27 protein-coding genes and 1 tRNA gene are annotated in these 26,853 nt (G+C 62.5%); 11 read left to right on the top strand and 17 right to left on the bottom strand.

All coding sequences use genetic code 11. From position 1 onward, the window contains the following. Window positions 1–6: 6 nt before the first annotated feature. A complete protein-coding gene (gene rocF / locus BUA42_RS13290; RefSeq protein WP_072778591.1) occupies window positions 7–930 on the bottom strand; it encodes an arginase in 924 nt (307 codons plus the stop codon). A gap of 117 nt (window positions 931–1,047) precedes the next feature. Between rocF and BUA42_RS13285 the strand changes: the two genes are divergently transcribed. Further along, a complete protein-coding gene (locus tag BUA42_RS13285; RefSeq protein ID WP_072778590.1) occupies window positions 1,048–1,473 on the top strand; it encodes an Lrp/AsnC family transcriptional regulator in 426 nt (141 codons plus the stop codon). On the opposite strand, the gene BUA42_RS13280 is transcribed toward BUA42_RS13285, so the two are convergent. Further along, a complete protein-coding gene (locus BUA42_RS13280; RefSeq protein ID WP_084066228.1) occupies window positions 1,470–1,913 on the bottom strand; it encodes a disulfide bond formation protein B in 444 nt (147 codons plus the stop codon). The two genes, BUA42_RS13285 and BUA42_RS13280, sit on opposite strands and share 4 nt — an antisense overlap. A 20-nt stretch (window positions 1,914–1,933) precedes the next feature. Then, window positions 1,934–2,512 carry a YqaA family protein gene (locus BUA42_RS13275; protein WP_072779319.1) on the bottom strand — a complete coding sequence of 193 codons (579 nt, stop codon included), beginning with the start codon at window positions 2,510–2,512 and terminating at the stop codon, window positions 1,934–1,936. Window positions 2,513–2,632: 120 nt separating this feature from the next. On the opposite strand from BUA42_RS13275, the gene BUA42_RS13270 reads away from it, so the two are divergent. Continuing rightward, window positions 2,633–2,718 (top strand) — tRNA-Leu (locus tag BUA42_RS13270). A gap of 155 nt (window positions 2,719–2,873) precedes the next feature. On the opposite strand, the gene BUA42_RS13265 is transcribed toward BUA42_RS13270, so the two are convergent. The 4 genes from BUA42_RS13265 to BUA42_RS13250 form a co-directional block, all read right to left on the bottom strand. Then, a complete protein-coding gene (locus BUA42_RS13265) occupies window positions 2,874–3,194 on the bottom strand; it encodes a hypothetical protein (protein WP_072779318.1) in 321 nt (106 codons plus the stop codon). Window positions 3,195–3,317: 123 nt separating this feature from the next. Next, a complete protein-coding gene (locus tag BUA42_RS13260) occupies window positions 3,318–4,538 on the bottom strand; it encodes a vWA domain-containing protein (protein WP_072778587.1) in 1,221 nt (406 codons plus the stop codon). Between the two features lie 2 nt (window positions 4,539–4,540). Further along, window positions 4,541–5,647, bottom strand: a complete 1,107-nt coding sequence (locus BUA42_RS13255) for an AAA family ATPase (protein WP_072778585.1) — start codon at window positions 5,645–5,647, stop codon at window positions 4,541–4,543. Beyond that, window positions 5,644–6,348, bottom strand: coding sequence for a hypothetical protein (locus BUA42_RS13250; RefSeq protein ID WP_084066227.1), 705 nt, complete (start codon window positions 6,346–6,348; stop codon window positions 5,644–5,646). The genes BUA42_RS13255 and BUA42_RS13250 overlap by 4 nt, the downstream gene beginning before the upstream one ends. 99 nt (window positions 6,349–6,447) lie before the next feature. Between BUA42_RS13250 and BUA42_RS13245 the strand changes: the two genes are divergently transcribed. From BUA42_RS13245 to BUA42_RS13230, 4 genes are read left to right on the top strand one after another with little or no spacing between them, the layout of a single operon-like run. Then, window positions 6,448–7,104 (top strand): ABC transporter ATP-binding protein, encoded by a 657-nt coding sequence (locus tag BUA42_RS13245; RefSeq protein ID WP_072778583.1) that lies wholly within the window; start codon window positions 6,448–6,450, stop codon window positions 7,102–7,104. After that, window positions 7,101–9,497: an FtsX-like permease family protein gene (locus tag BUA42_RS13240; protein WP_072778581.1), complete on the top strand. Its 2,397-nt coding sequence runs from the start codon at window positions 7,101–7,103 to the stop codon at window positions 9,495–9,497. The genes BUA42_RS13245 and BUA42_RS13240 overlap by 4 nt, the downstream gene beginning before the upstream one ends. Then, the gene (locus BUA42_RS13235; RefSeq protein ID WP_072778579.1) at window positions 9,487–10,527 is read left to right on the top strand and encodes a lipocalin-like domain-containing protein; all 1,041 of its coding nucleotides are present in this window, start codon (window positions 9,487–9,489) and stop codon (window positions 10,525–10,527) included. The genes BUA42_RS13240 and BUA42_RS13235 overlap by 11 nt, the downstream gene beginning before the upstream one ends. Next, the gene (locus BUA42_RS13230) at window positions 10,520–11,074 is read left to right on the top strand and encodes a pyridoxamine 5'-phosphate oxidase family protein (protein ID WP_072778577.1); all 555 of its coding nucleotides are present in this window, start codon (window positions 10,520–10,522) and stop codon (window positions 11,072–11,074) included. Before BUA42_RS13235 ends, BUA42_RS13230 begins: the two co-directional genes overlap by 8 nt. Before the next feature lie 2 nt (window positions 11,075–11,076). Here the strand turns inward: BUA42_RS13230 and BUA42_RS21190 are convergent, their stop codons facing one another. Genes BUA42_RS21190 through BUA42_RS13215 form a run of 3 tightly spaced genes read right to left on the bottom strand, consistent with a single transcriptional unit; the run spans window position 11,077 to window position 14,305 of the window. Beyond that, on the bottom strand, window positions 11,077–11,256 hold the full coding sequence (locus BUA42_RS21190; RefSeq protein WP_072778575.1) for a hypothetical protein: 180 nt from the start codon (window positions 11,254–11,256) through the stop codon (window positions 11,077–11,079). A 28-nt stretch (window positions 11,257–11,284) separates the two neighbouring features. Further along, window positions 11,285–11,890: a nucleotidyltransferase family protein gene (locus BUA42_RS13220; protein ID WP_072778573.1), complete on the bottom strand. Its 606-nt coding sequence runs from the start codon at window positions 11,888–11,890 to the stop codon at window positions 11,285–11,287. Window positions 11,891–11,899: 9 nt separating this feature from the next. After that, window positions 11,900–14,305 (bottom strand): GcvT family protein, encoded by a 2,406-nt coding sequence (locus tag BUA42_RS13215; protein ID WP_072779316.1) that lies wholly within the window; start codon window positions 14,303–14,305, stop codon window positions 11,900–11,902. Window positions 14,306–14,454: 149 nt separating this feature from the next. Between BUA42_RS13215 and BUA42_RS13210 the strand changes: the two genes are divergently transcribed. Next, on the top strand, window positions 14,455–16,869 hold the full coding sequence (locus BUA42_RS13210; protein WP_072778571.1) for a GcvT family protein: 2,415 nt from the start codon (window positions 14,455–14,457) through the stop codon (window positions 16,867–16,869). Window positions 16,870–17,025: 156 nt separating this feature from the next. Here the strand turns inward: BUA42_RS13210 and BUA42_RS13205 are convergent, their stop codons facing one another. From BUA42_RS13205 to BUA42_RS21185, 4 genes are all read right to left on the bottom strand, one after another. Next, entirely contained in the window at window positions 17,026–18,342 is a 1,317-nt protein-coding gene (locus BUA42_RS13205) for an HlyC/CorC family transporter (protein ID WP_072778569.1), read from the bottom strand. Window positions 18,343–18,406: 64 nt separating this feature from the next. Then, window positions 18,407–19,336, bottom strand: a complete 930-nt coding sequence (locus BUA42_RS13200) for a site-specific tyrosine recombinase XerD (RefSeq protein ID WP_072778567.1) — start codon at window positions 19,334–19,336, stop codon at window positions 18,407–18,409. After that, window positions 19,333–20,889, bottom strand: a complete 1,557-nt coding sequence (locus BUA42_RS13195; protein ID WP_072778565.1) for a hypothetical protein — start codon at window positions 20,887–20,889, stop codon at window positions 19,333–19,335. Before BUA42_RS13195 ends, BUA42_RS13200 begins: the two co-directional genes overlap by 4 nt. Further along, the gene (locus BUA42_RS21185) at window positions 20,879–21,028 is read right to left on the bottom strand and encodes a hypothetical protein (protein ID WP_178346905.1); all 150 of its coding nucleotides are present in this window, start codon (window positions 21,026–21,028) and stop codon (window positions 20,879–20,881) included. Before BUA42_RS21185 ends, BUA42_RS13195 begins: the two co-directional genes overlap by 11 nt. Window positions 21,029–21,148: 120 nt before the next feature. On the opposite strand from BUA42_RS21185, the gene BUA42_RS13190 reads away from it, so the two are divergent. From BUA42_RS13190 to BUA42_RS13180, 3 genes are read left to right on the top strand one after another with little or no spacing between them, the layout of a single operon-like run. Continuing rightward, window positions 21,149–21,697 (top strand): shikimate kinase, encoded by a 549-nt coding sequence (locus BUA42_RS13190; protein WP_072778563.1) that lies wholly within the window; start codon window positions 21,149–21,151, stop codon window positions 21,695–21,697. After that, window positions 21,694–22,809 carry a 3-dehydroquinate synthase gene (gene aroB / locus BUA42_RS13185; protein ID WP_072778561.1) on the top strand — a complete coding sequence of 372 codons (1,116 nt, stop codon included), beginning with the start codon at window positions 21,694–21,696 and terminating at the stop codon, window positions 22,807–22,809. The genes BUA42_RS13190 and aroB overlap by 4 nt, the downstream gene beginning before the upstream one ends. Then, complete coding sequence (locus tag BUA42_RS13180; protein WP_072778559.1) at window positions 22,806–23,027, top strand: hypothetical protein; 222 nt, start codon at window positions 22,806–22,808, stop codon at window positions 23,025–23,027. The genes aroB and BUA42_RS13180 overlap by 4 nt, the downstream gene beginning before the upstream one ends. Window positions 23,028–23,034: 7 nt before the next feature. On the opposite strand, the gene ssb is transcribed toward BUA42_RS13180, so the two are convergent. Then, a complete protein-coding gene (gene ssb, locus BUA42_RS13175; protein ID WP_072778557.1) occupies window positions 23,035–23,535 on the bottom strand; it encodes a single-stranded DNA-binding protein in 501 nt (166 codons plus the stop codon). A 224-nt stretch (window positions 23,536–23,759) separates the two neighbouring features. Here ssb and BUA42_RS13170 point away from each other — a divergent pair, with 224 nt between their 5' ends. Continuing rightward, window positions 23,760–24,329 (top strand): lytic transglycosylase domain-containing protein, encoded by a 570-nt coding sequence (locus tag BUA42_RS13170; RefSeq protein ID WP_072778556.1) that lies wholly within the window; start codon window positions 23,760–23,762, stop codon window positions 24,327–24,329. Window positions 24,330–24,335: 6 nt separating this feature from the next. Here the strand turns inward: BUA42_RS13170 and BUA42_RS21325 are convergent, their stop codons facing one another. Further along, window positions 24,336–24,698 carry a hypothetical protein gene (locus tag BUA42_RS21325; protein WP_143152696.1) on the bottom strand — a complete coding sequence of 121 codons (363 nt, stop codon included), beginning with the start codon at window positions 24,696–24,698 and terminating at the stop codon, window positions 24,336–24,338. Between the two features lie 3 nt (window positions 24,699–24,701). Then, window positions 24,702–26,786, bottom strand: a complete 2,085-nt coding sequence (locus BUA42_RS13165) for a dipeptide ABC transporter ATP-binding protein (protein ID WP_072778555.1) — start codon at window positions 26,784–26,786, stop codon at window positions 24,702–24,704. Window positions 26,787–26,853: the final 67 nt, after the last annotated feature.

The following is a 26,853-nucleotide window of genomic DNA, read 5'->3' as shown; positions in this document are numbered from 1 at the left end:
TGGACCTCACATCATTCGGGGGGTGGGGCGGTCGAAGATCCGTCGACCAAGGGCAGATGCCGCGAGATCGACCATCAGATGTGCCGTGCGCCCGCGTTCGTCGAGCATCGGGTTCAACTCCACCAGATCGAGCGAGGTCATCAGACCGCTGTCGCAGAGCAGTTCCATGACAAGATGCGCCTCGCGCACCGTGGCGCCGCCGGGAACCGTGGTGCCGACCGCAGGCGCGTGCGTCGGGTCGATGAAGTCGACGTCAAGCGAGACATGCAGCGCGCCACCGGCCTTGGCCACGTCGTCGAGGAAGGGCACCAAAAGTGCCGCCACACCATGTTCGTCCATCGCGCGCATGTCGTAGCCGCGCACATCTGTTTGTTCCATCAAGGCGCGCTCGGGCAGATCGACGGAGCGCAGTCCGATGATGCAGGTCTGGCTGGCGGGCACTGTGACGGGCAGGTCGGGGAACCCTTCGAACCCTCTTTGACCCGTGGCGTAAGCCAGGGGTGTGCCGTGCAGGTTGCCGGAGGCCGTGGTCTCCAGAGTGTTGAAATCGCTATGGGCGTCCAGCCAAAGCACGAACTGCGGCTGACCGGATTTGGCCGCGTGTGCCGCCACGCCCGGAACGGTGCCGAGGGACAAGGCATGGTCCCCACCCATGAAGATGGGCAGACCCGTCGCCATCGCGCTCTCGGCCGCGCGCATCAGCGCTGTGGTCCAGCCGATGGTTTCGCCCAAGTTTATCAGGCCATCCCGATCCGGGATGTCGTTGGCATCGGGGGTCACGTCCCCGGCATCGGTCACGTGATGCCCGAGATCCGTCAAAGCGCGTGCGATGCCAGCCGTGCGATAGGCGTCCGGCCCCATGAGACAGCCTTTGCGCGCCTTTCCGCAATCCATCGGTGCGCCGACGAGGACGATGCTTTTCGAATCCATGGTTCAGTCCGTTCTCTGTTTCACACGCTCATATGTTGCAATGCGGGAAGCAGAGAAGTGGTCAGAGTGCGCAAAATGAGATACAACTTGTCGAAATGAGAATAGAGATTGGTCACTATGGACAAAACAGATCGACAGTTGATCTCGGCCCTTCGCCACAATGGACGTGCGTCGGTCTCTGACCTCGCAACGATGTTGCATATGTCCCGCGCGACGATACGTGCGCGGTTGGACCGGTTGCGCGAGACTGGCGATATCGTCGGTTACACCGTGGTCCTGAAAGAGGACGTGGCGCAAGACCCGGTGCGGGCCCTGATGATGATCGGCATCGAGGGCCGCGGGACCGACCGCATCATCCGGCAGCTTTCGGGATTGCCACAGGTGCGCGCCGTGCACTCGACCAATGGCAGATGGGATATCATCGCAGAACTGGGGACGGAGACGCTCGAAGCGCTTGACGCCGTTCTGTTCGAGATCCGGAAGTTCGACGGCGTCACGCAGTCGGAAACGTCTCTGCTGCTGTCCACGCGAAAGCGGACCTAGGCGGACTTGCGCGCTGCGGCGATCCAGAGTGCCATGAGACCCAGCGATACGATCATGTTCCAGCTTGCCATGGACAGGCTGAACAATTCCCACGGCACCTCGTCGCAGCGCACGAGCGGGGCATTCATGATCTGGTCGAAAAGCTCATCCGTCGAAAGCCCACCAATGGGACCGGCAGAGCATGTGGTGGGACCCTCCCACCAGCCGCGTTCGACGCCGGTGTGATACCCGCCAATCGCGGCGGTCGCGAATGCGGCAAGAGCACCGAGCCAGGCCAGTAGGGCATTGCCAAAGCGCAGCGCGATGAGGCCGATGCCGATGGCGATCACATGCGGATAGCGTTGCCAGATGCATAATTTGCACGGCGGAAGACCGCCAAGATACTGAAAGGCAAAAGCGCCAAGCATCAACGCCAATGATCCACCGGCGGCAATCAGCATCAGTGATTTCCGATTGAGCGTCACAGGAACCTCACGACGTAGAACCCGCCAATCAACAACAGCACGAAGAGCGTGAAAACAAGGCCCAACTGCTTTTCGATGAATTGTCGGACCGGAGCCCCGAAGGCCCGAAGCAGGCTGGCGACGATGAAGAACCGGAACGCCCGGGCGATGATCGAGGTGACGACAAATGTCGCGAGCGGCATCGCGGTCCAGCCCGACATGATCGTGATGACCTTGTAGGGAAAGGGGGTGATCCCCGCGATCAGGACCGCCCAAAAACCCACTCCATTGAAGCGGTCATTGAATTCGGCCATGGCGTCTGCTTTGCCAAGCGCACTCAGAATCGGCTCTCCGATGGCTTCGTAGAAAAAGAAGCCGATCCCGTAGCCCAGAAGGCCGCCGAGGACGGAGGACACGGTCGCCACCAGAGCGATCAGCCAGGCCCGCGACGGCCGGGCGAGGATCATGGGGATCATCAGGACGTCGGGCGGAATGGGAAAGACAGAGCTTTCGATGAACGCCACGCAAGCCAGGACCCAAAGGGCCTTTGGGTGATCCGCGAGGGACATGGTCCAGTCGTATAGGCGTCGTATCATGATCGCTCCGCGCGTGTTGAGATGGCTAAGACCACGCGCTTCCGAGGTGGTCAAGCCCACGGCGCGTCCTGCGTTTTTGCGCTGGACGAGGTGTGGCAGCTTGGATAGGAAACGGACGTGGCCCAAGTGGCGGAATGGTAGACGCAGGGGATTCAAAATCCCCCGCCTTCACGGGCGTGTGAGTTCGAGTCTCACCTTGGGCACCACGGTTTTCTTTCTTTGACGATTGGGCCGCACGGCGTGTGAAACACGACGTGCGTCCATTCAAAATTTACTGGTCGCGCTGCAGAATCTTCGTACGAAGATTCTGGGGGCTCTCTAGAAAATTTTGTGAGGGCGCGTGGTCGAGCGCCCTCTAAGGCTAGAGGAACCCTTCACCCGTTGTGGACATGATATTCGCGGTTGTCCCGTCAGAGAACGCGGTACAGCTCCAACGACCTGTCGATCCAACGCCAATCGTCACATTCGTGCCGGCCTGGCTGAATTCCGACGAGACGACGTAGACGTCACTGTTGCCCGTCGTCGACGCTACATCGCGCAGGCAGGCCCGTTCTTCCGGCGTAGAGAAACTGCTTGCTGCAGGTGTGGCCGCCGGAGGGGCCGCATCCCCAGTATCTTCGACGCAGGCGGTCAGAGCAGCGCTGGCGATCAAACCGAGGGCGAGTTTTGTGAATGAAGGCATGGAAATCTTCTCCGTCTTGAGCCGATTGAGGCCCGTCACGCAATAATGTGTTTGGATCTCGATCGTGCGCGATCTCTGAAGTTTTTGCAATCTGCGCGATGTCGGCGCGCCGACACATCGCGGCTAGTGCTGCATACTCAGAACCGTCCCAAATGATGGAGCGCGCGTGACGGCGGATGGCACCGCCCAGATCACCGGGAAGCCGGGTTGCGGTCCCAGCGGAGCTTCAAGGTCGGTCAGGACGATCAGCAAGGACGGGTCGAGTTGACCGGCCTTCGCGATGACGGGGTCGAAAGATGTGCCGCCACCACGCCGCATGTCGATCCGGGTCAGGTCGTCTGCGTGGTCGAACCGCTGGTGCGTGTGGACTTCGGTGTCGAACGCGAGAAGGTGCAGTTCCGCAGTGGTCCGCCGCTGGATCCCGACCGCTTCGCTGGCGAAGAGGTCAAGCTGCCTATCGGTGACGGAGCTTGATGTGTCGAGGGCGATGGCAAGGCGCGGGCGACGGATGTCGCGCGTCATTCCGGGTTCAAAAGCGGGCGTCCGAGTGCCGCTCTGTCGCGCCTGCGCATCGCTGGCGATCCACCGGGACGAGGGCCGCCGATGTGACACGCGCGGCACATCGCTCGCTGCCTTCAGCAGCAAGCGCCGCAAACGCAGTTCCCACGGTGTTCGCGACTGTGGGAGGTCCGCGAACCGCGCAAGCGATACGCCAATGCCTATCCCGCCAGATCGACCCATGTCGAGCGCCTGGTCCACGCGGGACGACCAGACGTCGCTTTGGCTCTCGTACGTACCTTCCGCGGTCAGGTCCGGCGCAAACCGGCGTTTGAGCAGATAATCCTCGATGGCCGGGTTTGTTTCGGAGGGATCCCCGTCTCGCGGACGCGCCAATGCGTGGTAAAGGCGATCGGTGTCCCAATCCCCAAGGATGTCCGGAGCCACGGTGTCCAGACCGGGCAGCAATTCAATGAGCTCCTTGGCGCGTACTGCAGGGCGTGGCAGGGCGTGGTTTCCGTTGAGAAGCGCCTCGTTCACGATGGCATCGCTCGCGAGGTTGTAGAGCAGCGGTTTGAATTTCCGTCCGAGCCGCGAAGCCATTTCGGTCTGCCGCGCGCTATGGCGCAGGGCGACGTGCAGCACATGATGGGCGGCAAGGCCGATTTGTTCGGGAACAGACAGCGCCTCGAACTCGGGACCGTAGAGGATCGTATCCCCCTGGGTGCAGGTTGGGTCATCATGGTCGCGATGCGCGCACCAAAGGGCCAAAGCCGCCACGGCCGGGTCGACCTCGGCCATGTGTGACAGCGCGGTTTGGGCTCGGCGACTGTGGCTCGGGCGCATGCTCAACCGGCCTCGGCTTTTGCCCGTTCGGCCGCGTACTGGGCGTAGGCGTCCGATCCGCGGAAGCCATCCTCCAGCCCGTTGGCCAGCGCCTTGCGGATCAGAAGCTCGAACCCAAAGCTGGTCAGTTCGGCGAGGGGCAGGGCGGATACGGCATCGCTTTTCAGACTGCGGATGTCGGCCATCACTTCGATGGTGCCCTTGATGGTCTCTGCGTCGGTCTGGGCGACAAGCCCGTAGATCAGGCCGACAAGGCCATTCATCGATGTCGGGTACAATTCCGGTCTTTTGCTGCGTGGGGTCTGCAGCAGGTCGGCGACGGTGACCATGCTGTCCAGTTCATCCGCCACGCGGGCGAAATCCGCCGCAGGGGCGATACCGATCGTACCGGCGACCATGGCGTCGCGCATGCGCCGATCCGGGATGGCGTGCATGATCTGGCTGACGCGTTCCCACGATCGCGGGGTGCAGGCAATCATGTCGCCCCGCCGCAGGGTGTCCTCGGTGGTGTCGAGCAAATCGGGACGCGCGCGCAGGAAGGCTGTCACGGCCGGATGCAGGCGTTGATCCACGGCATACCGTTCCAGCCAGTCTTTCGCGCTGGCTTTGACATGCAGGTGCACCAGTCGATCAGACAGGGCCGTTCCCATCTCGTAGGCAATCGCGCCGTCTTCCACCGTATTGCCGGCCGCGACGATGAAAACACTGTCCGGCAGGCGATGCCGTCCGACGCGGCGCTCCTGCAAGAGACCGTAGACGGTGGGTTGGAGATACGGAGAAGCGGCGGTCAGTTCGTCCAGAAACAGGACCGCAGGCCGGTCCGGGGCGTCCGGCAAGTCCTCGGGACGGTACCAGAGCGTCTTCTTGGTCTCGTGATCGTAGTAGGGAAGGCCGCGCAGGTCCTGCGGTTCGATGGTCGTGAGGCGGATATCGTACAGTTCTGCGTCGCGTTGCTGGGCGAGGGTCTGGACGAGCTGGGTCTTGCCGACGCCGGGTCGCCCGTGCAGCATCCAGGACGTCGTCAGACCACCGGTGACCTGTGCGTCCCAGGCGGCTGACAGCACCTCAAGCGCGTCGCCAGCTGACAGGGTGGCGGCGTTTACGCTCATGCCGGGGCTTCCTGAGACGACGGGCGATCCAGGATCGCGGCAAGGCGCGCGTGGCCCGACACGCCACGAGTGTCAAAGCGCTCGCTCCGCAGAAACACGTCCTCGCGCAGATTGGCGCGGTGCAGGTCACGCACTGTGAAGGCGTCGTCGAACAGGTCTGATTTCAAAAGGGTTTGTTCGATCCCGTCCAGTTCCAAAATCCGCGGCTTGCCATTCGACGTCTGCAAAGAGACAAGAGTCAGCGGTGTGACATGCGCCAGCTCGCTTTGCTCGACGACCAGCATCAATTCGCCAGAGCGCTGCTGCCGGTGCGCCGCGATCTTGCTTAATACCTGACGCGCGCGGTAGCGGAACATGTCCAGCACACGGTCGGCGTCGTCTTCAGACATCAGCTTTGCGCGCTTCTCGGGCGACATGCGCAGGACCTTCATCTCGAAAAAGCCGATCACGATGATCATGGCGACGGGCGCTTGCGAAATCGGTAGCGCGAGGTCGCGCCAGATGAACATGGCGATGACGAAGGGCGACAGCGCAATGAAATAGCGCAGCGGCTCGTTTTCCATGATGACCCGCGCAATCAGGCCAAGCCCGCCACCGCGCGGCAGGAAAGCGATGCGATGCAGGACTTTTCGGGGAACCGAACCGGTTTCCAACGCCTTGGGGTTCAGCACCGTGTCGGGGGTCAGAATGAACACACTCATGTTGAGCGAGGTAGCATCTTGGATGCGGACGGCAAAGCGCCCAACGGGTTTTTCCGTGGTGGGGCTTTCCCTGACGGTCAGGCGTGATACCTGACCCCCATGGTATTGAGCGTTGAGAATGTGACCAAATCGTTCGCCGGGGCGGACGGAGCGACACCGGTGCTGCGCGGTGTCGACCTGCAGATGCAGGCCGGCGAAACACTGGCACTCACCGGTGAATCCGGGTCGGGAAAAAGCACGCTTCTGCATCTTGTTGGCGGGCTGGACGTGGTCGACAGCGGCGTGATCCGCGTGAACGGTCAGGACATCACAGAGATGGACGATACGGCGCGCGCCGCGTTGCGGCGGTCCGAGGTCGGCGTGGTGTTTCAGCAGTTCAACCTTATCCCATCCCTGACCGTGGCCGCGAACATTGCGTTCCAGGCGCGGCTCTCCGGGCGCCACGATCCGACGCAGGTCGCGGCACTGGCAAAGGCGCTGGGTCTGACGCCGCATCTCGAGAAATACCCCGAAGCGATTTCCGGCGGTCAACAGCAACGTGTCGCCATTGCACGGACGCTGGCCGCCCGTCCACGCCTTGTTTTGGCGGATGAGCCGACAGGCAATCTTGACGAAGCCACGGCGGCAGAGGTGCTGGACCAGATGCTTGCGCTGGTGACCGAAACGGGGGCCGCGTTGATGGTTGTGACGCATTCGCAGGCCGTCGCGGACCGGATGAGCCGCCACGTACACCTGAGCCAGGGTCGCCTTGCGTGACGTTGACCGTTTTCACAGCGCTCCTGTCCCACTGGCGTCGGAATTGGCTGCAGTTCTTCGCGCTGATCGCCGGGCTGGCGCTTGCGACCGCGTTGTGGTCGGGCGTGCAGGCGATCAATGCAGAGGCCCGCGCGAGCTATGACGCGGCAGCGGCAACTCTGGGCGAAGGGCAGTTCGATCAACTGGTCCCGCGTGCGGGTGGCACGGTTCCGCAAGATACGTATGTCGCGTTGAGGCGGGCAGGGTGGCAGGTGTCGCCGATCCTTGAAGGGCGATTGGATGCGGATCGCGGACGGGTGCGCGTTTTAGGGATCGACCCGCTGACCGCACCGGGCACGATGGCGCCGGTGGCGATGAACGCGGACGCAGACCTTGGTGCGTTCCTGGAAGGAGAGCTGGTCTTCGCCAATGCCGAAACGGCGGATCGTCTGGAGGGCCAAATCCCGCAGCGCATCCTGATTGACGAGGGCATCGCGCCGGGCATCGCTGTGACCGATATCGGCGCGGCGCAAAGGCTGTTAGAGGCAGACGGACAACTGAGCCGTCTGACGCTTGCCCGCGTTCAGCCCATGGGCCTACCGCCGCTTAGCGCCGTTGCGCCCGATCTGACGAGACAGCCCGCGCAAGACGCGGGTGCCAACCGGCTGACCGACAGCTTTCACCTCAACCTGACCGCTTTCGGGCTTCTGAGCTTTGCCGTCGGGATTTTCATCGTCCATGGCACGATTTCATTGGCGTTCGAGCAACGCCGCGGGATGGTGCGGACATTGCGCGCGCTTGGTGTGCCTTTGCGGACGCTCGTTGTCCTGACGATCGCCGAGCTGGTGGTCTTTGCGGTGCTGGCGGGCGCGGTTGGGGTGGCCTTGGGCTACGTGATGGCGTCCGTGCTTTTGCCGAATGTCGCGGCGACTGTGCAGGGCCTTTACGGCGCACAGGTCGCCGGAACGTTGCAACTGCGTCCGGAATGGTGGGTGTCCGGCATGGCCATTGCCCTTGGCGGAACCGCGATTGCCGCGGCGGGAGCGCTTTGGAAGATCGCGCATATGAGCATCCTCGAAAGCGCACGACCGCGCGCATGGTCCGTTGCGTCCGGGTCAGGTGCCACGCGGTTGGGCGCAGTGGCGCTTGGTCTTTTCGGTCTTGGTGCCGGGATTGCGATCTGGGGGCAGGGGCTGCTGCTCAGTTTTGCCTTGCTGGCTTGTGTTCTGATCGGGGCGGCCTTGATCCTTCCGCTCATGCTGCGCAGCGCAGTGGGACTGGCAGAACGCCTCTCGACGACTGTCATCTGGCAATGGTTTTGGGCTGACACACGGCAGCAAGTGCCGGGGCTGAGCCTTGCGCTGATGGCGCTGCTTCTGGCGACGGCGGCAAATGTCGGCGTGTCGACCATGGTGTCGAGCTTTCGTGTGACTTTTGTCGACTTCCTTGACCAACGGTTGGCGCCCGAGCTTTTCGTTCAGATCGAGGATGAGGCGCGGAGTGCCGAAGTTGAGACCGTGCTGCGCAACGAGGCGCGGGAAGTGCTGCCGCTGCTGTCTGTCGAAACCGAGATTGCCGGCGTGCCGTCCGACCTCTTCGGAGTGCGTGTCGGGCCAACCTACCGCGAGAATTGGCTTTTTCTCGACCGGTCTGGTGATGTCTGGTCACAGGTTGCGGACGAAGATGCGGTTGTGGTGAGTGAGCAACTGGCGCGGCGTGCGGGACTATGGGTCGGCGATCCGGTGCGTGTGGCACCGGATGTCACGTTGCCGATCGCGGGCATTGTTGCCGACTATGGAAATCCCTTGGGGCAGGCGGTGATGTCGGAAACGCTGTTCCGCTCGATCTATCCAGACCAGATCGCCACGCAATTCGGCGTACGGACCGAGGACCCGGAGGCGCTGACGCGCATCTTGCTGGACGACTTGGGTCTGCCACCGGCCGCGGTCATCGATCAGGCGCGCATCAAGGCGTTTTCCCTCAGCGTGTTCGAGCGCACCTTCACCATCACTGGCGCATTGAACGTGCTCACGCTTGGTGTCGCCGCCTTTGCCATTCTGATGAGCCTGCTCACACTCGCCTCTTTGCGCGTTCCGCAACTGGCGCCGGTCTGGGCGTTGGGCATGACGCGCCGTGATCTGGGTCGGTTGGAGCTGTTGCGGTCTGTCATCCTTGCTTTGCTGACCACGCTGCTGGCCATTCCGCTGGGATTGCTCCTTGCTTGGGTGCTGCTTGCATATGTGAATGTTGAAGCATTCGGATGGCAATTGCCGATGTACCTGTTCCCGGGCCACTACGCTGTGCTGAGCCTCTTCGCCATCGTAGCCGCTGCGGTCGCGGCCCTCTGGCCGGCGTTCCGGTTGTCGCGCACGCCGCCGTCCAGTCTGCTCAAGGTCTTTGCCAATGATCGCTAGGGTTCTTCTGATCCTGTTGTTGCTGCCCGCATTGGCGCAGGCGCAGGGTTTTGCCGGGCTGGGTACCGAGGCTGATGATTTCGCGGTCCCGCGTGCGGGCTATAGGTTCGACTTCCCGCAGGATCACGGACCGCATCCCGATTTTCGGATCGAATGGTGGTACCTGACCGCGAACCTCGAAGCGGAGGATGGAACGCCCTACGGCGTACAATGGACGCTTTTCCGCTCCGCGCTTGCCCCCGAAACCGCCGATGGCTGGGGGGACCCGCAGGTCTGGTTCGCGCATGCCGCGCTCACAACGGAGGACGCCCACTACGTCGCCGAACGCATCGCGCGGGGCGGGATAGGGCAGGCGGGGGTCACCGTGCAGCCGTTCAATGCGTGGATCGACGACTGGCGTATGGCAGGCCCGTCCTTTGACGACATGCGGCTGACCGCACGCGGAGCCGAGTTCGCTTATGACCTCAACTTGCTGGCCGAAGGGCCTTTGGTCTTTCATGGCGATGCCGGGTATTCTGTGAAATCGGATCAGGGGCAGGCGAGCTACTACTACTCGCAGCCCTATTTCCGTGTGTCGGGCTCTCTGACTTTACCGGGCGGTGAGGTCGCGGTGACCGGTTCCGCCTGGCTTGACCGGGAATGGTCGTCGCAACCTCTGGCGGACACCCAATCGGGTTGGGATTGGTTCTCATTGTCCTTTGACAGCGGCGACAAATTGATGGGATTCCTCCTGCGCGAGACCGATGGCACGTCATTCTCCTCGGCCACCTGGATCGCGCCCGACGGAACCACGACCGCCTTTCCGAACGGGGCATTCCGCGCGCAGCCGTTGGACATCACCCGTGTCGCGGGTCGGGACATTCCGACCCGTTGGGCGGTGCAATTACCCGAGCGAGACGTGGACGTCACAGTGAAGGCACTGAACCCGAATGCCTGGATGGGCGTTTCGATCCCGTATTGGGAAGGGCCGGTGACCGTCGAGGGCAGTCATTCGGGCAAAGGGTATCTGGAGATGACCGGTTATGAGTGACACCAAAGCCTTGTCCGACTTCCTCGACCTTGGCTGGCAGCGCCTGTCGCGCGGCGTCGCAGACAAGCGTGCCGCCGCCCGGCATCCGACCTTTGCAACCGTCTCGCCGGACGGGTATCCCGAAGCACGCACCGTCGTTCTGCGCGGTGCGGATCGTGTCGCCGGAACCGCGGAGGTGCACACCGATGGCGGCTCGGACAAGGTGCGATCGCTTGCGGTGCATCCGTTTGCCCAGCTTCATATTTGGGACGTAAAGCCGAAACTACAGATCAGGTTGTCCACATCGGTGGACATCCGCTCTGGCGAGGACGTGCGTCACAAATGGTCACGTGTGCCGGACGGGTCTCGCATCGCGTATGGGGCCTCACCCACGCCCGGAACACCGATCCCCCGCGCCGATGCCTACACCAAATTGGCGACCGAAGACTGGTTCACCGTGTTGACATGCAAGATCGATCAGATCGAGCTGATGCAACTCGTCGATCCGCACAGACGCGCTGTTTTCAAGGCGTCTGACAACTGGGCGGGTGAATGGCGGGTGCCGTAGGGTCATCTTTGGCCGATCAGAGCCAAGCCGTACATCACGCCTTTGTCACTTTTCGCCTTGCCTTGAAGCAAAACTTGAGTAATGTCCGTCCAGCGCTGGGGAGCGCGCGACAATTTCACACGGCAGCGCCCGAAAGTGGCAGCAACCGGAAAAGGTGGGACAGTTGGGGAGAGCTGTTCCATTTTTTTTGTCCGCAGACTTATCTACAGGTTAGCGACCCGGATTTCGCGCACGCCACGCGGCCCAATCTTCGGGTGTGTCGAGGTCGGTGAGGGCGTGGTCCTGCGGGAGTGGCACGTATCGAACGCGGTTCCGGTGCGCCTTCAGGATCGACCGCGCACCGGCATCTCCTGACAGCGTGTCGAAGTCCCGCACAAGGCTGATCGGGAACACCACAGGGTGGCCGGGTGTCCCGTCCGCGCCCGTGCCTTGCACGATGTCTTTGCCGCCCGCCTCGACAAAGGCACTGATGACATGGCGCAAGTCGTCGGCTGTGAGGTCCGGCATATCGGCTGGCCGGATGAGCAGGCCATCGGTCGTGTCGGGTACCGCCCGCGCGGCGGCACGCAGAGACGCCGACATGCCTTCTGCCGCGTCCTTGACGAGCACGATCCGCACGGACAGCCCATCGAGCGCTTTCGCCCGCGTGTCAGCGTCCTCTGCCAGCGTGACGATCACCGGGGCTGCCACGGTGCAAGCCTGTTCCGCCACAAGACGCAAAAGCGGCTGACCGTCGACCCTTTCCAACAATTTGTCGGTGCCGCGCATGCGGCGGCTGGCACCTGCGGCGGGAATCAGGATGGCAACTTCGGTCATGGCCGCAGTCTAGCCGCGCATCTGCGCCCCGTCCGCATCGTAAAGCGGGGTGGTGATGAGCGTTGCGTCGCACATTTGGCCCAGAATTTCGATTTTCGCTTTGGTTCCATCCTGAGCATGGTCGCGCGGGATCAGGGCCAGAGCGATAGACTTGCCCGCGTGGTGCGAGTACCCGCCCGAGGTGCAAAAGCCGCGCACCTCACCGTCGACCCAGACGGGTTCATAGCCCTGCACATCGGCGTCCTGCGCATCGACCTCGAAGGCAACAAGGGTTCGTTCGGGCGAATTGGACCTCTCGGCCTCTGCCGCGGCGCGCCCGATGAAGTCGGTGTTTTTCTTGAACGCGATGAAACGATCCATGCCAGTTTCGGCCGGGGTATAGTCGGGTGAGAACTCCGACAGCCAAGACCCGAAGAACTTGTCGAGGCGCAGCGACATCATCGCCCGCATTCCGAAGGGGCGCATGCCGTGGTCCTGACCGGAGCTCCATAGCGTGTGCCAGAGCTGACGCTGCGCCACGGGTTCGCAATAGATCTCGTACCCCAAGCCGCCCGTGTAGCTGACCCGCTGCACGAGGCAGGGCGTCGTGCCGATGGTCATCGCGCGCACGTCCATGAACCGCAGGTCGGTCGCATCGCGGGTCACGGCGTCCAGCACCTTTCGGGCGTTCGGTCCGGCGATCTGAAATCCGGTCAGCGTGTCCGACACATTGCGCACGGTCACGCCGTCCTGCGCGTGCTGTTCGAACCAGCGCATGTGATAAGCTTGCGCGCCGTAGCTGGCGGTCAGGTGGAAATGCGTGTCCGACAGGCAGGAGATGGTGAAATCGCCGATCAGTTTGCCCTTATGGGACAGCATCGGGGTCAGCGACAGGCGGCCCGGTTTCGGCACGCGGCCTGCCATGATGCGGTCAAGCCAGTCGCGGGCATTCGGGCCGGTGACCTCGTACTTTCCGAAGTTGTGAATCTCATTGATTCCAACGGCTTCCCGGACGGCCTTCACCTCGCGCGCGGTGGCGTCGAAGGCATTGGATCGGCGGAAACTGGGGGTCTCGTAGCGGTCTTCGCCGTCGTTGGCGAAGTAGTTCACCACCTCAAGCCCAAATTGCGCGCCCCAGACCGCGCCCATCTGGTCGAAAATGTCGTACATCGGGGTCGTGCGGTTGGGTCGCGCAGCGGGGAGTTCTTCATTGGGATAGCTGACGGAAAAGCGTTTCTGGTAGTTTTCGATCACCTTCGGCAGCGTGTAGCCCGGGCTGATCCAGTCGCCGAACCGCGCGACGTCCATCGCGCTGACGTCCCGCTCGCATTCGCCCTCGACCATCCACTGCGCGAGCATCAGGCCGACACCGCCGCCCTGGCTGAAGCCTGCCATCACGCCGCATGCGGACCAGTAGTTGCGCAGTCCGGGGACGAGGCCAACGAGCGGGTTGCCATCGGGGGCGAAGGTGAATGGCCCGTGGATCACCGATTTGACGCCCGCGGTCTCAAGGACTGGGAAGCGCTGGTAGGCGAAGGCGATGCTGTCTTCGATCTTGTCAAAGTCGTCGGGCAGGAGTTCGTGGCCAAAGCTCCACGGTGTGCCATCGACCGCCCACGGGCGGCAGGGCTGTTCATAGAACCCGATGCACAGGCCGCGCCCTTCCTGGCGGAGATAGCTTTCGCCTGCCGGGTCCATCACATGCGGGTGTTCTTCGCTACGCTCGTAGATATCTGCGATCTCATCGGTGACGATGTACTGATGTTCCATCGGGTGCAGCGGCAGGTAGACGCCCGCCATCGCGCCCACCTCGCGCGCCCAAAGGCCGCCCGCGTTGACCACGTGTTCCGCGTGGATCGTGCCCTTGTCGGTGACCACGTCCCAAGTGCCATCCGCGCGCTGGTTGGTTTCCTGCACCATGACATGGGTTTCGATCGTTGCCCCACCCATACGCGCCGCTTTGGCATAGGCGTGGGTGGTCCCGGACGGGTCGAGATGGCCGTCGAGTGGGTCGTAGAGTGCACCAAGGATGCCATCGGTGTTGGTGATCGGCGCGATCTTGGCGATCTCTTCCGGTCCGACGATCTGCGTGTCCAGCCCCATATACCGATGCTTCGCCCGTTCAGCGAGCAGCATGTCGAACCGGTCGCGATTGTCTGCGAGCGTGATGCCGCCCACGTGGTGCAATCCGCAGGACATGCCGGTGATCTCTTCAAGCTCCTTGTAGAGACGGATCGTATAGCCCTGCAGCGCGGCCATGTTGGTATCGCCGTTGAGCGTATGAAACCCGCCTGCCGCGTGCCATGTGCTGCCGGAGGTCAGTTCCGACCGCTCGACCAACATCGCATCGGACCAGCCGAGTTTCGTCAGGTGGTAGAGCACTGACACCCCGACGACCCCGCCGCCTATGACCACCACACGTGCTTGCGTTTTCATACCGTCCGATCCTGTTCGCGTTTGCCCGACCATGTCCATCCCGGTGTCGGGCCTGCCTGCCCGAAAACGACACTGTGTGTCGGCTCTTGGCAACCCTCTCTGCGATTGTCGGAAAAGGGTGGAGGCACGTTCGGCAGGAGAAATGCGCCATGAAAACCCACGCCCAGGCCGTTGTCATCGGGGGCGGCGTTATCGGCTGCTCGATTTTGTACCATCTGGTAAAATTGGGCTGGACCGATGTTGTCCTGTTGGAACGCGACGAGCTGACCAGCGGCAGCACATGGCACGCGGCGGCGAACATCCACGGGCTGCACGATAGCACCAATATCAGCCGCCTGCAGCATTACACGATGACCCTCTACAAAGAGCTTGAAGCCGAGACCGGACAATCCTGCGGTGTGTTCCAGCCGGGGTCACTGTATCTGGCGCAGACCGAAGCGCGGGAACACCAGTTACGCCTGCAAGAGGCTAAGGCGCGGCTTTACGGAATGAACTTCCACGAAGTCTCGCGGGACGAAGCAGAGCGGCTGCATCCGCTCGTCGATTTCGACGGCATCCGCTGCATCATGTACGAACCCGATGGCGGCAACGTCGACCCGTCCGGCGTCACGGCGGCCTACGCGGCAGGTGCGCGGCAGCGGGGGGCCGAGATCCATCGCTTCACGCCCGTGACGGCGACCGAGGCGCAGCCGGACGGAACCTGGGTCGTCCGTACGCCAAAGGGCGATATTCGTACGGATTGGGTGGTGAACGCCGCCGGCCTTTGGGGGCGCGAGGTGGCGGCTCTGGCCGGGATCACGCTGCCGCTCTTGCCGACCGAGCACCAATACTTCGTGACCGAACCCATTGCCGAGATCGCCGCGATGGAGCGTCGTTTGCCCTCGGTCGCGGATCGCGACGGCGAGTACTACCTGCGGCAAGAGGGCAAGGGCCTGCTGGTCGGGGCATATGAGAAAGACGTGCGCTTCTGGGCGGAGGACGGAACGCCGCAAGGCTTTGGGCATGAGCTGTTCGCCGATGATCTGGAGCGGATCGAGGACAACATGATGCGCGCGATCGCCCGCGTGCCTGCGGTTGGTGAGGCCGGGATCAAGCGCGTCATCAACGGCCCGATGATCTGGTCGCCGGATTCGAACGTTCTTTTGGGTCCGGTGCCCGGGAAGCCGGGCTATTTCTGCTGCAACGGGATCATACCGGGATTCAGCCAATCGGGTGGTATGGGGCTGATGGTGGCGCAGTGGATCATCGAAGGCGAGATGCAGTACGATATGTTCGCGTGGGACGTGGCGCGGTTCGGTGACTGGGCGGATGCCAAGTTCACCAAGGCGCGGGTCGGTGATCAATACGCCCATCGGTTCAAGATCCATTTCCCGAACGAGGAACGCGCGGCGGGGCGCCCGGTGCGCACACGCCCGGTCTATCAGATGCAGCGCGACATGGGCGCTGTGTTCGGGCTGAACTACGGGTGGGAGCACCCGCTTTACTTCTCGAAGGACGTGCCCGACAGCGCGGGGTTCACACGTCAGCCCTGGTGGGACGTGGTGGGACACGAGGCGCGCACTTTGCGGGAGGCGGCGGGGATCATCGACATTTCGAACTTCGCCAAATACCGGGTGTCCGGGCCCGGGGCGGAGGACTGGCTGAATGCGGTGTTCGCGAACCGGATGCCGCGCGAGATTGGCCGATCCTGTCTGACGCCGCTGATCGGCAAACGAGGCGGCATTGCGGGAGACGCGACGGTGACGCGCTTGGCCGAAGATGAGTTCTGGATCATCAGTTCCGGCGTGGCTGAGCGCTATCAGACGCGCTTTTACGATCAGGTGCCTTTGCCCGAGGGGACAGCTTTTGAAAGCCTGACTGACTCCTGGTGCGGCTTCAATGTTGCGGGTCCGCAAGCCCGCGCGCTTTTGCAGCGGCTGACCAACACATCGCTGGACACAGACAGTTTTCCGTTCATGCGGTCCCGGACGATGGAGGTGGCCGGGGTCGCGGTGATGGCGCTTCGGGTGTCCTTCACAGGCGATCTGGGATGGGAACTGCATTGCCGCGCCGAGGATCAGGTGGCGCTGTATGGCGCGCTGCTCGAGGCGGGCCGGGAGGTCGGGGCCGTCCCGGTCGGCAGCCGCGCGTTGATGAGCTTGCGGCTGGAGAAGGGCTACGGATCCTGGGGGCGGGAATACAGCCCGGAATACTGGCCTCAGGAGTGCGGGCTTGATCGCCTGTGCAAACTCGACACGGACTTCCTTAACAAGGGCGCAGCGGTTGAGACCATGAACACGTCACCGCGGGAGCGGATGGTTCTGCTTGCGCTGGACGATGCAGATGTGAGCGCATCGAACGCCGATGCGACCGGAGGAGAACCGATCTTCAAGGATGGCGTCGGCATTGGCCGGGTCACATCAGGAGGCTACGGGTACCATGTCCGGCAGTCGCTTGCGCTTGGCTACGTCAAGGACGCCGCCCCCGGGGATGCCGTGGAGGTGATGATCCTCGGCCGCCCGCACCGCGCGACCATTCTCGACCGTCCGCCGTTTGACCCGGACGGCGCGCGCCTGCGCGCGTGAGTTTCCATCACTGGAAACGTGACACTGCCGCGCAGTGTTGATCCCCGGCGCAGCCGGGGAGACGTGTCCGTCACGGACACGGGCCCTCTGCCGGGCGCAGAGGACGGCCCGCGCGCGCGGGCCGCGGCGTTTCCGGTGACGGAAACGGGGCCTGACTTACTCGGGCGCGAGCGGGCGGATCTTCAGCGCGGTGATGCGGTTGTTGTCGCGGGCGGTGACCTCGAAGCGGAACCCGTGGAAGCTGAAGCACTGGCCGATGGTGGGGATCATCTGCGCCTCGTGGATCACGAGGCCTGCGACTGTGTTGGCCTCTTCATCCGGCAGGTTCCACTCAAGTGCGCGATTGAGATCGCGGATTGTCATGGACCCGTCGATCCAGAAATTGCCGTCGTCCCCGCGTTTGATCGGGTGGTCGCCGTCGGGGTCGAATTCGTCCGTGATCTCGCCAACGATCTCTTCGAGGATATCTTCGAGCGTGATCAACCCCTGCAATGCGCCGTATTCGTCTACGACGAGTGCGAAGTGGGTGCGGCGGCGGAGGAACTGGCGCATCTGGTCATCGAGTGACGTGCTTTCGGGGATGAAGTACGGCTTCATTGCCACGTCGGCGAATTTGAATTCGTTCATCGCGTCCGCCGGACGATCGCTTTCCTGCATGAACGTGTACATGGCGCGGAACAGGTCCTTGGCGTGGACCACACCGATGATGTTCTCGGGGTCGCCGCGGAAGACGGGCAGGCGGGTGTGGTTGGATTCGAGGCACTGCCGGAGGATGTCCTGCGGATCGTTGTCGGCGTCGATCATTTCGATGCCCGAGCGATGGAGCATGATTTCCTCAACCGTGCGTTCGCTCAGGTCCAGCGCGCCGAGGATGCGATCGCGGTCCTCTTTCTCGACCACGCCCTCGGAGTGTCCGAGTTGCAGCGCGCCCGCGATTTCTTCGCGCACGGCCAGGATGTGGCTGTCGGGATCCGTCTTGACCCCAAAGATGCGCAACACGCCGCGCACCAACATGCGAACGGCACCGACGATCGGTGAAAAGACGGTGATGACAAGCGCAATGACCGGCGACACACGGCTTGCCGCGGTTTCGGGATTGGTGATGGCATAGGTTTTGGGCAGCACCTCGGCAAAGATCAGAACAAGCAGGGTCATGACCAGCGTCGCCAAGGCAACGCCGCTTTCGCCGAACAACCGGGTGAAGAGGGCGGTTGCCAGAGACGTCGCCAGAATATTGACCAGGTTGTTGCCCAGCAGCACTGATCCGATAAGGCGCTCATTGTCTTCGGTGATCGTCAGGGCGCGTTCGGCGCCCATTGATCCCTTGTCGGACATCGTGCGCAGCTTGCCGCGCGAGGCTGCGGTCAGCGCGGTTTCCGATCCGGAGAAAAAGGCCGAAAGGACCAGCAATCCGACGATGGCGGAGGCAGTGATCCAGAAAGCGGCGTCTGCCGCGGTAGATGCGGGTTCCATGGGTCCAACGTTGAAACAGGTTTATCGGGTTATGGGGGCACGGTGGGCCACGTTCAAGGGGCGGTCACGCATCGCGGGCCAGTGGGTGATGATCGAGCACCAGCTCTTTCAGCCGTTCTTCCAGAACATGCGTGTAGATCTCGGTGGTCGACACATCGGCATGGCCGAGAAAGGTCTGGATGGCCCGCAGATCAGCCCCGTTGGCGAGGAGATGCGTGGCAAACGCGTGGCGCAGCGTGTGCGGGGTGACTTTGGCCGGAGAGACGCCGCCGGTCACAGCAAGGTCCTTGATCAGGATGTAGAACGCGTGCCGGGTCAGGTGTCCGGACTTGCCGCGCGAGGGGAACAGGAAGGTCGATCCGGATTTGCCATCGACGCGCGCGGCGTCCTCCTGCGCTTCGCGTAGCTGGAGCCAGTCGCGCAAGGCCGCGCGCGCCGGGGGGGAGAGGGGCACCATACGTTCCTTGCCACCCTTGCCCTTGATGAGCAGCATGCGCGGATCCCCCTTGGCCGAGGACAGCGGCAGCGACACCAGTTCGCTGACGCGCATGCCAGTGGCGTAGAGCAACTGCATCAGACAGGTGTTGCGGCATCTGTCATCCGGGCTGCGCCCCCGGGTGAGGGCCGCCTCGAGCAAGCGGTCGACCTCCTCGGTCGACAGGGTTTTCGGGAGGCGCTTGTCACGGCCCGGGCCACTGATCTGGACTGCGGGGTTATCGGACCGGAGACCTTCCTCGAAACAAAAGTGGTAGAGCTGCTTGATCGCAGACAGACGCCGCGCGCGGGTCGATTTGGCCAGACCCTGTGCGTCGCAATAGACCAGATAGTCTTCCACATGCGATTTCTGCGCTGTCGCCAGTGACGCAGCTTCCCGCTCGAGCCAATCCGTGAAGTCTTTCAGATCGCGCGCGTAGGCCAGTTGCGTGTTGGTGGCAGCACCGCGCTCTGCCGCTTGGGCATCGAGGAAAGCGGCGATCCAGTGGGTGTCGCTCATCGTCTGGCACGCTCCAGGTCGAGGATGGCCAGCTGCAATGCGCTGCGCCGTGCAGTGTCTTCAAGGCCGAAGGCCCTCAGGGTGGTCAGTGCCGAGGTAAGATCGGCGCTGTTGCCATTGGCGCCGTTTTCGAAGGTGTCGATGGTTCTAAGAAGCGCTTCGCCAAGGCGGTTTTGCCCCGGCATCCGCGCCATGTCCGGCGGGGCAACAGGCGCTGCCTGCCAGGTGTCCGCGAGGGATCTGCGGTGAGGCATATCGGGCGGCAGCGTTTGCGGCGCCTGTCCTTTGGCGATCGCGGCGAGGAAGGCGATTTGGGGGTCGTCGGTGTCGGCCAAATTGCCAGCCAGAGCTTCGTAATCATCCGACAGCAGTGCCGCATAGGCCGCGATGCGCGCAGCGCGGCTCGACAGGGGCAGCCCTTGCAGGCGTGAGGCGAAGAGGTTCGCAAAAGGTACCAAAAGCCCGGCATTGCGCATTTGCGGCCACACGCGCTCAAGTGAGGAGGAGACCGCGCCGGGATCGCCGGTGGTCAACGCCGTTTCGAACCGTTGCAGCGCTTCGACCCTGTCCCAGATACCGCCGGAGGCCGCGCGCATTTGCTGGGTGTATGCGCCCAAAAGCTGGTTGCCGTCGATCGCGCCCGCACGGGCGAGGCGTTCGGCGGCCTGAAGCTGGGCCCGCCATCCGGCGTCTCCGGTGAGTTCCACCACCGCGAAGGGCAGGGGCAGCGGCGCAGTGGGCAGCGCCTCTCCGATGGCTTCGAACAGACGAAACTGAAGCGGTGTCGGGCGCACCGGTGGCCGAAGCGGATCCACCTGTTCCGCGTATTCAGGATCAAGAAACCTCAGCAGCAGCTCTTCGTCCGTGTCGGACAATTGCGCAAGAGTGACGCCGGTCTGATACACGGTCATCGCTAGCGAAAAATCCCCGGCGCGGGTCGCGCACCAGATGCGCGTGGAGAGATCACGGCTGAGACTGGGGTTTTCGTTGAGGCGCTGACACAGGGCCTCGTCAGACCCGGTGAGGAGCGCAAGGTCGAACGCGCGTTGGAACAGTGTTGGTGTCAGATCACCGGCGCGATCGACCATGGCTTCGGCTGGTGCGACGAGGCCATGATCGTACAGTGCGTCGATCCTTGCCTCGAACAAGCGCTTGCCGTCGGAGGCTTGTGGCGGGTCGGCTTCGGCCAGCAGCAGGGTGTGCAACAGGGTGTCCAGCGCGGGAACGGCTGGCTTTCCGCGCCGCAGCGGTTCCAGCGCGGCGATCACATCGGCCTCTGTACTCCCACGCCAGAGAGACGGAGGAAGTCCCGTGATACTGCTTGGTAAAAGTCCGGTGCCGCCCACTGACGGGGCGTTGAGGGTTTGTACCTCGATATCGGGCACTGCCGCGGTTTCCGCGACCGGGGCTTCGTTTGGCGCCGGTGTGATGGCCACCACGGACGGAATCTCGCGTTGCACGGCCAACCAATCGATGGCCGACAACGGTCCGTCCTGCGCCGCTACGGGGATCGCACCGGCCAGAAACCAGATGAGTGCCGCCTTAATTCGCATCCAGCGTCACGGGTTGCCGAACCTCGGTCTGGGGCGGGGAAAAATTAGCCCCGAAATAGGGGCCGATATACGCATAGGCGACAAGCGCCAATCCGCCGATGATCAACAGATAGATCAGCCATTTCACGATGCGTCCCATGGACACCCTCACCCTGCCTCATTGATTTTTTGCAACTTATAACTGGCCTTTTCCACAAGATCACGTCATTCAGCCGAATATTGCAAGAAATTGGCGGCACTTGGCCGAGAAACACGAGCAATGCGGGCGAGACTGAAGAAAACGGTGGTGATGGTCGGGATGATGGGCGCCGGGAAAACCGCCGTCGGAAAGGCCCTTGCCGCAGCCCTGCACGCGCCATTTCTGGACTCGGACGCCGAGATCGAAAAAGCCGCGAACATGACCATCCCCGAGATTTTCGAACGGGATGGAGAGTCCTTTTTTCGGGTCAAGGAGCGGCAGGTGATTGCGCGGCTTCTGGAGGAAAAGAAGGGCGTTTTGTCAACCGGTGGCGGTGCGTTTCTGGCGGCCGAGAACCGGGATCTGATCACCAGCAAAGGGGTGTCAGTGTGGTTGAACGCCGATCTCGACCTGCTGTGGAGCCGGGTCAAGCACAAGGACACACGACCGTTGTTGCGCGTGCCGGACCCGCTGAGCGCGTTGACCAAGCTCTATCACGACCGTGTGCCGATCTATGCCCAGGCGGACCTGACCGTCGTGTCCGAGCCGGGCTTGTCGATAGATGACATGGCCGAACGGGTGATTGCGGCACTCCGGACACGCCCTGATGTTCTGGAGATGACTGAATGATCCAAACGGTGCATGTTCCGCTGGAGGGGCGCGCATACGATGTGCGTATCGGGCCTGATTTGCTGGCGCGCGCGGGTGCCGAGATCGGGCCGTTGCTGGCCCGCCCCAGGGTCGCCATCGTGACCGACGCGAATGTCGCGGAGATGCATCTTCAGAAACTGACAGACGCGCTCTCGGCCGACGGGATTGATGCCGTCAGCCTGACCCTGCCTGCCGGGGAGGCAACGAAAGCCTGGCCGCAGTTCGAGCGCTGTGTGGAATGGCTGTTGGAGCAGAAGATCGAACGCCGCGATGTTGTGATTGCGCTTGGCGGCGGGGTGATTGGCGACCTCGTCGGCTTTGCTGCCGCTGTCTTGCGCCGGGGTATCCGCTTTGTGCAGGTTCCCACGTCGCTGCTGGCACAAGTGGACAGCTCGGTCGGCGGCAAGACGGGTATCAACGCGCCGCAGGGCAAAAACCTTATCGGTGCGTTTCATCAACCTTCTTTGGTGCTGGCGGACATCGCGGTTCTGAACAGCTTGCCAGAGCGTGATTTTCTGGCCGGTTACGGTGAGGTGGTGAAATACGGATTGCTCGGCGACGCGGAATTCTTCGACTGGCAGGATGCGCACTTCGAAGCCATTCGTGCCCGCGATCCCGACGCATTGGCCTATGCGGTCAAACGGTCGGTCGAGATGAAGGCCGAGATTGTTGTCCGGGATGAAACCGAACAGGGCGACCGTGCGCTTTTGAACCTCGGCCACACGTTCTGCCATGCCCTGGAGGCCGCGACGGGCTATTCCGACCGGCTCTTGCACGGGGAGGGCGTCGCCGTTGGCTGCGCCTTGGCGTTCGATCTGTCGTCGCGCATGGGATTGTGCGCACAGGAAGACCCGAGCCGCGTGCGCGAACTTCTAAGCCGCATGGGCATGAAGGTGACCCTGTCCGACATTCCGGGTGATCTCCCGGATGCCGACGCGCTGCTGGCGCTGATGGGGCAGGACAAGAAGGTGATCGACGGTCAGTTGCGCTTCATCCTTGCCCGGGGCATCGGACAGGCCTTCGTCACCAGCGACGTCCCGGAAGAGGCGGTGCGCGCGTTGCTGCAGGACGCCCTGCGCGCGCGGGTGTGACCCGACCGCTGGTCCTTGCCTCGATCGAGGCGGCGGATGGTGTGCATTGTATCGACGTGCGCCAGTTGAACGATGAAACCTACGACGCCGCGCTTTGCCGCCGCGATCCCGAAGACCCGCATGGCTGGCGGGTTCTAGAGGTGCGTCCCTTACAGGTACATAAAACGAAAGAGGCCGCCTGCGCGGCGGCCCTTGAAGCGTTCGGCTGGTCGGAGTGATCCGATCCTAGAACGGGATCTCATCATCGATGTCGCGCGCCGGGGCCCGCGCGGGGCCACTGCCGCCACCGCTGCTTCCACCGTAATCACCGCCGTAGTCGCCACCGTAATCACCACCGCTGCCGCCGCCGTATCCCCCGCCGCCGCTGCCTTCGCCGCGACTGTCGAGGAGTGTCAGCTCACCCTTGTACGGGCGCAGGACGACTTCGGTCGTGTAGCGATCCTGACCCGACTGGTCCTGCCATTTGCGGGTTTCCAGCTGGCCTTCGATATACACCTTCGATCCCTTGCGCAGATACTGCTCCGCAATCCGGGCGAGCGGTTCCGAGAAAATCGCAACGCTGTGCCATTCGGTCTTTTCGCGCCGTTCGCCGGTGTTGCGGTCTTTCCAGTTTTCGGACGTTGCGATCCGCAGGTTGCAGACTTTCCCGCCGTTCTGGAACGTACGCACTTCGGGGTCGCGCCCCAGGTTTCCGACAATGATGACCTTGTTGACTGAGCCTGCCATGCATCCCCCATCCGTGTATCGATTCTCGCGCGATGCGCCATTTGCCGGACTCTATACCAGCGTACCGGTGGGATAGCATCAGCTTGTGGTTAAGAAATCCTGACCAACCAAGGCTGGTGTGACGCGATTTTTGCGACTATACCTTTCCAAAATCTCAGTGTGGGGCTTACGCAGAGATGCGATTGAGAAGACAGAGATTGCTGGCGGTCGTGTCGCTGACCGCTATGTGCAGTGCAGGTGTCGTGAGTGCGGAAGTCCTCTCCACCAAGAATCGTGCGGCGCTTTTCACCAGCAAAACCAGTGTTCTGGATACGCGCGCGGCGCAGCAATACAAGAATTCCGTGCGCCTTCAGCCGCCCAAGGTCGTCACTCCGACAAAGTGGGGCGTGGAGGAACAGGACGGCGTGATGCCGCAATATCGCGGCCGCTACAAAGGTGTTTATGCCGGAATGGCGCGTGATGCGGCACGGCGGCATGGAATCCCCGAAGACCTCTTCCTGCGGCTTGTCCAACAGGAATCGAACTTCAATCCGCGCGCGATTTCATCCAAAGGGGCGATCGGTCTGGCACAGCTGATGCCCGGCACGGCGCGGGATCTGCGGGTCGATCCCAACGATCCGGCACAGAATCTCGACGGCGGCGCGCGCTACCTGAAGGAACAGTACCGCAAGTTCGGCAACTGGCGTCTGGCCCTGGCGGCCTACAACGCCGGACCGGGCGCGGTGCAAAAGCACGGCGGCATCCCCCCGTTCCGCGAAACCCGCAATTACGTGAAGACAATCTGGGGGCGGTAACGCTCTTTAGTGGAGCCCAATCACAAGACGGGTGTCACTTCTTGGTGCAACTGAGAACCACACTGGTTCATTGGCGTCCTTTTCGATGCAATGATCGCGGCCATCAAACCGAATGTCTGGTCCTGGCCGTTCTATGAACGCCAGGAAAAGCAATTTGTGCTCATCGCCAGTTTCTAGGCCGGTCGCCTGATAGTAGAATGTCCCTTCTGGTGGCGCATTCCACCATGCAGACGTCTCACCGTAAGCAAAGCGCAAGCATACCTCTGTAGGTTCCGAGTACTGGAAGCGATTTGCAACTTCGAACCCGTATTCGCTGTTTACGAGTATAACACTTAACGCCAATTCGCGCACGCCGTACAAGACGTCCATAAACTACTCCGCCGCGATCTGGATCACCGGTTCCATCTCGGTCAGCTTCTCGTCCGGGAGGTGGCACTTGATCTGGTGGCCGTCGCCCAACTGGCGCACGGGTGGCACTTCCTTCTCGCACAGACCGCCCGGAACCTCGGATTTCCAGCGACACCGTGTCTGGAACGGGCAGCCCGAAGGCGGGTTCATCGCCGAAGGGATGTCGCCTTCAAGCACGATGTGCTTTTTCTCGACTGACGTATCGGCAATGGGCACGGCGGACAAAAGCGCTTCGGTATACGGGTGATAGGGTGGCGAGAAGACCTGGTCGGTGCTGCCGAGCTCCACGACGTGGCCAAGATACATAACCATAACGCGATCAGAGAGATAGCGGACGATGCTCAGGTCATGGCTGATAAAGAGAAGCGTGGTTTTCTGTTCGCGCTGGATCTCCATGAGCAGGTCCGTCACCGCCGCCTGCACCGACACGTCGAGCGCCGAGACGGGTTCATCCGCCACGACAATGCGCGCGTTGCCCGCAAAGGCGCGGGCGATGCCGACACGCTGTTTCTGGCCACCGGACAACTGGCGCGGCATCCGGTCAGCAAAGGCACGGGGCAGTTTGACGAGGTCCAACAGCTCCAGCATGCGTTTGCGACGCTCACCTTCATTTTTGCCGATGCCAAAGACTTCCAGCGCTCGGATGATCTGGCGACCCACGGACATCGACGGATTGAGCGTGTCGAACGGGTTCTGGAACACCATCTGCACATCCGCGATGGTCTGGGTATCCCGAGCTTCGATCGGGGTCGCCTCGATGTTTCGGTTGTCGAGAAGAATCTGCCCCTCGGTCGCCGTCTCCAGCCCCATCAGAACCTTGGCGAAGGTGGACTTGCCGCAGCCGGATTCGCCCACGATGGCCAGCGTTTCGGATTCGCGCGCCTCGAAACTCAGGGTTTCATTGGCCTTCACCACCTTGGTCTCGCCCGCCCCGCCAAACAGCGCGTTGGCCGCCACCTCGTAATACTTCTTGAGATTGTCGATCTTGAGGACAACCCGACCCGGCTCACCCTTCTGGGTTTGGTCGCCTGCCTCTATCGGCGCATTCCAGTCGATCTCCTGGAACTTGAGGCAGCGCGTGGCATGGCGATCATTGCCCGGCACCGCCTGCATCTTGATATCCTGCGCGTCGCAGCGCCCGGCCTCGAAATAGTCGCAGCGCGGGCTGAAGTTGCAGCCGGGCGGGCGTTCATGGGGCAGGGGGAAGTTGCCGGGAATCGCGCGTAGGGGTCGGGCGTTCTTGTCGGCGCCGGGCAGCGGGATCGAGCGGAACAGCGCCTGCGTGTAGGGGTGCTGCATCTCGTCGAACACATCCTTGATCGAGCCGCGCTCGACCGCCTCGCCGGAATACATGACGCAAAGCCGGTCGCAGGTCTCAAGAACCAGACCAAGGTTGTGAGAGATGAACAGCATCGAGGTGCCGTATTTCTTGCCGAGCTCCTTCACCAGTTCCACGACAGCGGCCTCGACCGTCACGTCCAAGGCGGTGGTCGGTTCATCGAGGATCAGAAGCGACGGTTCCGCCATCAGGGCCATCGCAATCACGATGCGCTGCTGCTGGCCGCCGGAGAGCTGGTGCGGATACGCGTCCAGAATGCGCTTGGGATCCGGCAGTTTCACATCCGTGACCACTTGCAGCGCCCGTTCATAGGCCTCTTTCTCGGACGAGCCGCGGTGGATCATCGGCACTTCCATCAACTGCCTGCCGATCTTCATGGCCGGGTTCAGAGAGGCCATCGGTTCCTGATAGATCATCGCGATCTCGGAGCCGCGGATCTTGCGCAGCTCTTCCTGGCTCATCTCATTGAGGTTGCGTCCCTTGAACTTGATCGACCCGCCGACGATGCGGCCGTTCTTGCCAAGGTCCTGCATGACACCCAGGGCGACGGTTGATTTGCCACAGCCGGATTCGCCGACAAGGCCCACGGCCTCTCCGGGCATAACCGAAACGGAGAAGTCCATCACTGCCGGGATTTCGCGCAGCCGGGTGAAAAAGGAAATCGAGAGCGTGTCGATTTCGAGGATCGGGCCGTCGTAGCTGTCTTTCATGTCGTCTCTCCCGTCTGGGATGGCAGGGCAGGTCCCCTGCTTCTCTGTTTCAAAAATACCTCGGGGG

Origin of the sequence: Marivita hallyeonensis, assembly GCF_900129875.1 — a bacterium.
In the GTDB taxonomy this organism is placed as follows: Bacteria; Pseudomonadota; Alphaproteobacteria; order Rhodobacterales; family Rhodobacteraceae; genus Marivita; species Marivita hallyeonensis.
This window is presented reverse-complemented; position numbering and strand designations above follow the sequence as displayed.

Excerpts from the sequence above, each read along its gene's own strand:
- BUA42_RS13190 (WP_072778563.1), top strand. The coding sequence starts at position 21,149 with ATGCGGGCGAGACTGAAGAAAACGGTGGTGATGGTCGGGATGATGGGC.
- BUA42_RS21185 (WP_178346905.1), bottom strand. The coding sequence starts at position 21,028 with ATGGGACGCATCGTGAAATGGCTGATCTATCTGTTGATCATCGGCGGA.
- BUA42_RS13215 (WP_072779316.1), bottom strand. The coding sequence starts at position 14,305 with ATGAAAACGCAAGCACGTGTGGTGGTCATAGGCGGCGGGGTCGTCGGG.
- BUA42_RS13165 (WP_072778555.1), bottom strand. The coding sequence starts at position 26,786 with ATGAAAGACAGCTACGACGGCCCGATCCTCGAAATCGACACGCTCTCG.
- BUA42_RS13220 (WP_072778573.1), bottom strand. The coding sequence starts at position 11,890 with ATGACCGAAGTTGCCATCCTGATTCCCGCCGCAGGTGCCAGCCGCCGC.
- BUA42_RS13275 (WP_072779319.1), bottom strand. The coding sequence starts at position 2,512 with ATGATACGACGCCTATACGACTGGACCATGTCCCTCGCGGATCACCCA.
- BUA42_RS13195 (WP_072778565.1), bottom strand. The coding sequence starts at position 20,889 with ATGCGAATTAAGGCGGCACTCATCTGGTTTCTGGCCGGTGCGATCCCC.
- aroB (WP_072778561.1), top strand. The coding sequence starts at position 21,694 with ATGATCCAAACGGTGCATGTTCCGCTGGAGGGGCGCGCATACGATGTG.
- BUA42_RS21325 (WP_143152696.1), bottom strand. The coding sequence starts at position 24,698 with ATGGACGTCTTGTACGGCGTGCGCGAATTGGCGTTAAGTGTTATACTC.
- BUA42_RS13260 (WP_072778587.1), bottom strand. The coding sequence starts at position 4,538 with ATGCGCCCGAGCCACAGTCGCCGAGCCCAAACCGCGCTGTCACACATG.
- BUA42_RS13170 (WP_072778556.1), top strand. The coding sequence starts at position 23,760 with ATGTGCAGTGCAGGTGTCGTGAGTGCGGAAGTCCTCTCCACCAAGAAT.
- BUA42_RS13285 (WP_072778590.1), top strand. The coding sequence starts at position 1,048 with ATGGACAAAACAGATCGACAGTTGATCTCGGCCCTTCGCCACAATGGA.
- BUA42_RS21190 (WP_072778575.1), bottom strand. The coding sequence starts at position 11,256 with ATGGAACAGCTCTCCCCAACTGTCCCACCTTTTCCGGTTGCTGCCACT.
- BUA42_RS13280 (WP_084066228.1), bottom strand. The coding sequence starts at position 1,913 with ATGCTGATTGCCGCCGGTGGATCATTGGCGTTGATGCTTGGCGCTTTT.
- rocF (WP_072778591.1), bottom strand. The coding sequence starts at position 930 with ATGGATTCGAAAAGCATCGTCCTCGTCGGCGCACCGATGGATTGCGGA.
- BUA42_RS13245 (WP_072778583.1), top strand. The coding sequence starts at position 6,448 with ATGGTATTGAGCGTTGAGAATGTGACCAAATCGTTCGCCGGGGCGGAC.
- BUA42_RS13255 (WP_072778585.1), bottom strand. The coding sequence starts at position 5,647 with ATGAGCGTAAACGCCGCCACCCTGTCAGCTGGCGACGCGCTTGAGGTG.
- BUA42_RS13250 (WP_084066227.1), bottom strand. The coding sequence starts at position 6,348 with ATGAGTGTGTTCATTCTGACCCCCGACACGGTGCTGAACCCCAAGGCG.
- BUA42_RS13265 (WP_072779318.1), bottom strand. The coding sequence starts at position 3,194 with ATGCCTTCATTCACAAAACTCGCCCTCGGTTTGATCGCCAGCGCTGCT.
- BUA42_RS13205 (WP_072778569.1), bottom strand. The coding sequence starts at position 18,342 with ATGGAACCCGCATCTACCGCGGCAGACGCCGCTTTCTGGATCACTGCC.
- BUA42_RS13235 (WP_072778579.1), top strand. The coding sequence starts at position 9,487 with ATGATCGCTAGGGTTCTTCTGATCCTGTTGTTGCTGCCCGCATTGGCG.
- ssb (WP_072778557.1), bottom strand. The coding sequence starts at position 23,535 with ATGGCAGGCTCAGTCAACAAGGTCATCATTGTCGGAAACCTGGGGCGC.
- BUA42_RS13200 (WP_072778567.1), bottom strand. The coding sequence starts at position 19,336 with ATGAGCGACACCCACTGGATCGCCGCTTTCCTCGATGCCCAAGCGGCA.
- BUA42_RS13210 (WP_072778571.1), top strand. The coding sequence starts at position 14,455 with ATGAAAACCCACGCCCAGGCCGTTGTCATCGGGGGCGGCGTTATCGGC.
- BUA42_RS13230 (WP_072778577.1), top strand. The coding sequence starts at position 10,520 with ATGAGTGACACCAAAGCCTTGTCCGACTTCCTCGACCTTGGCTGGCAG.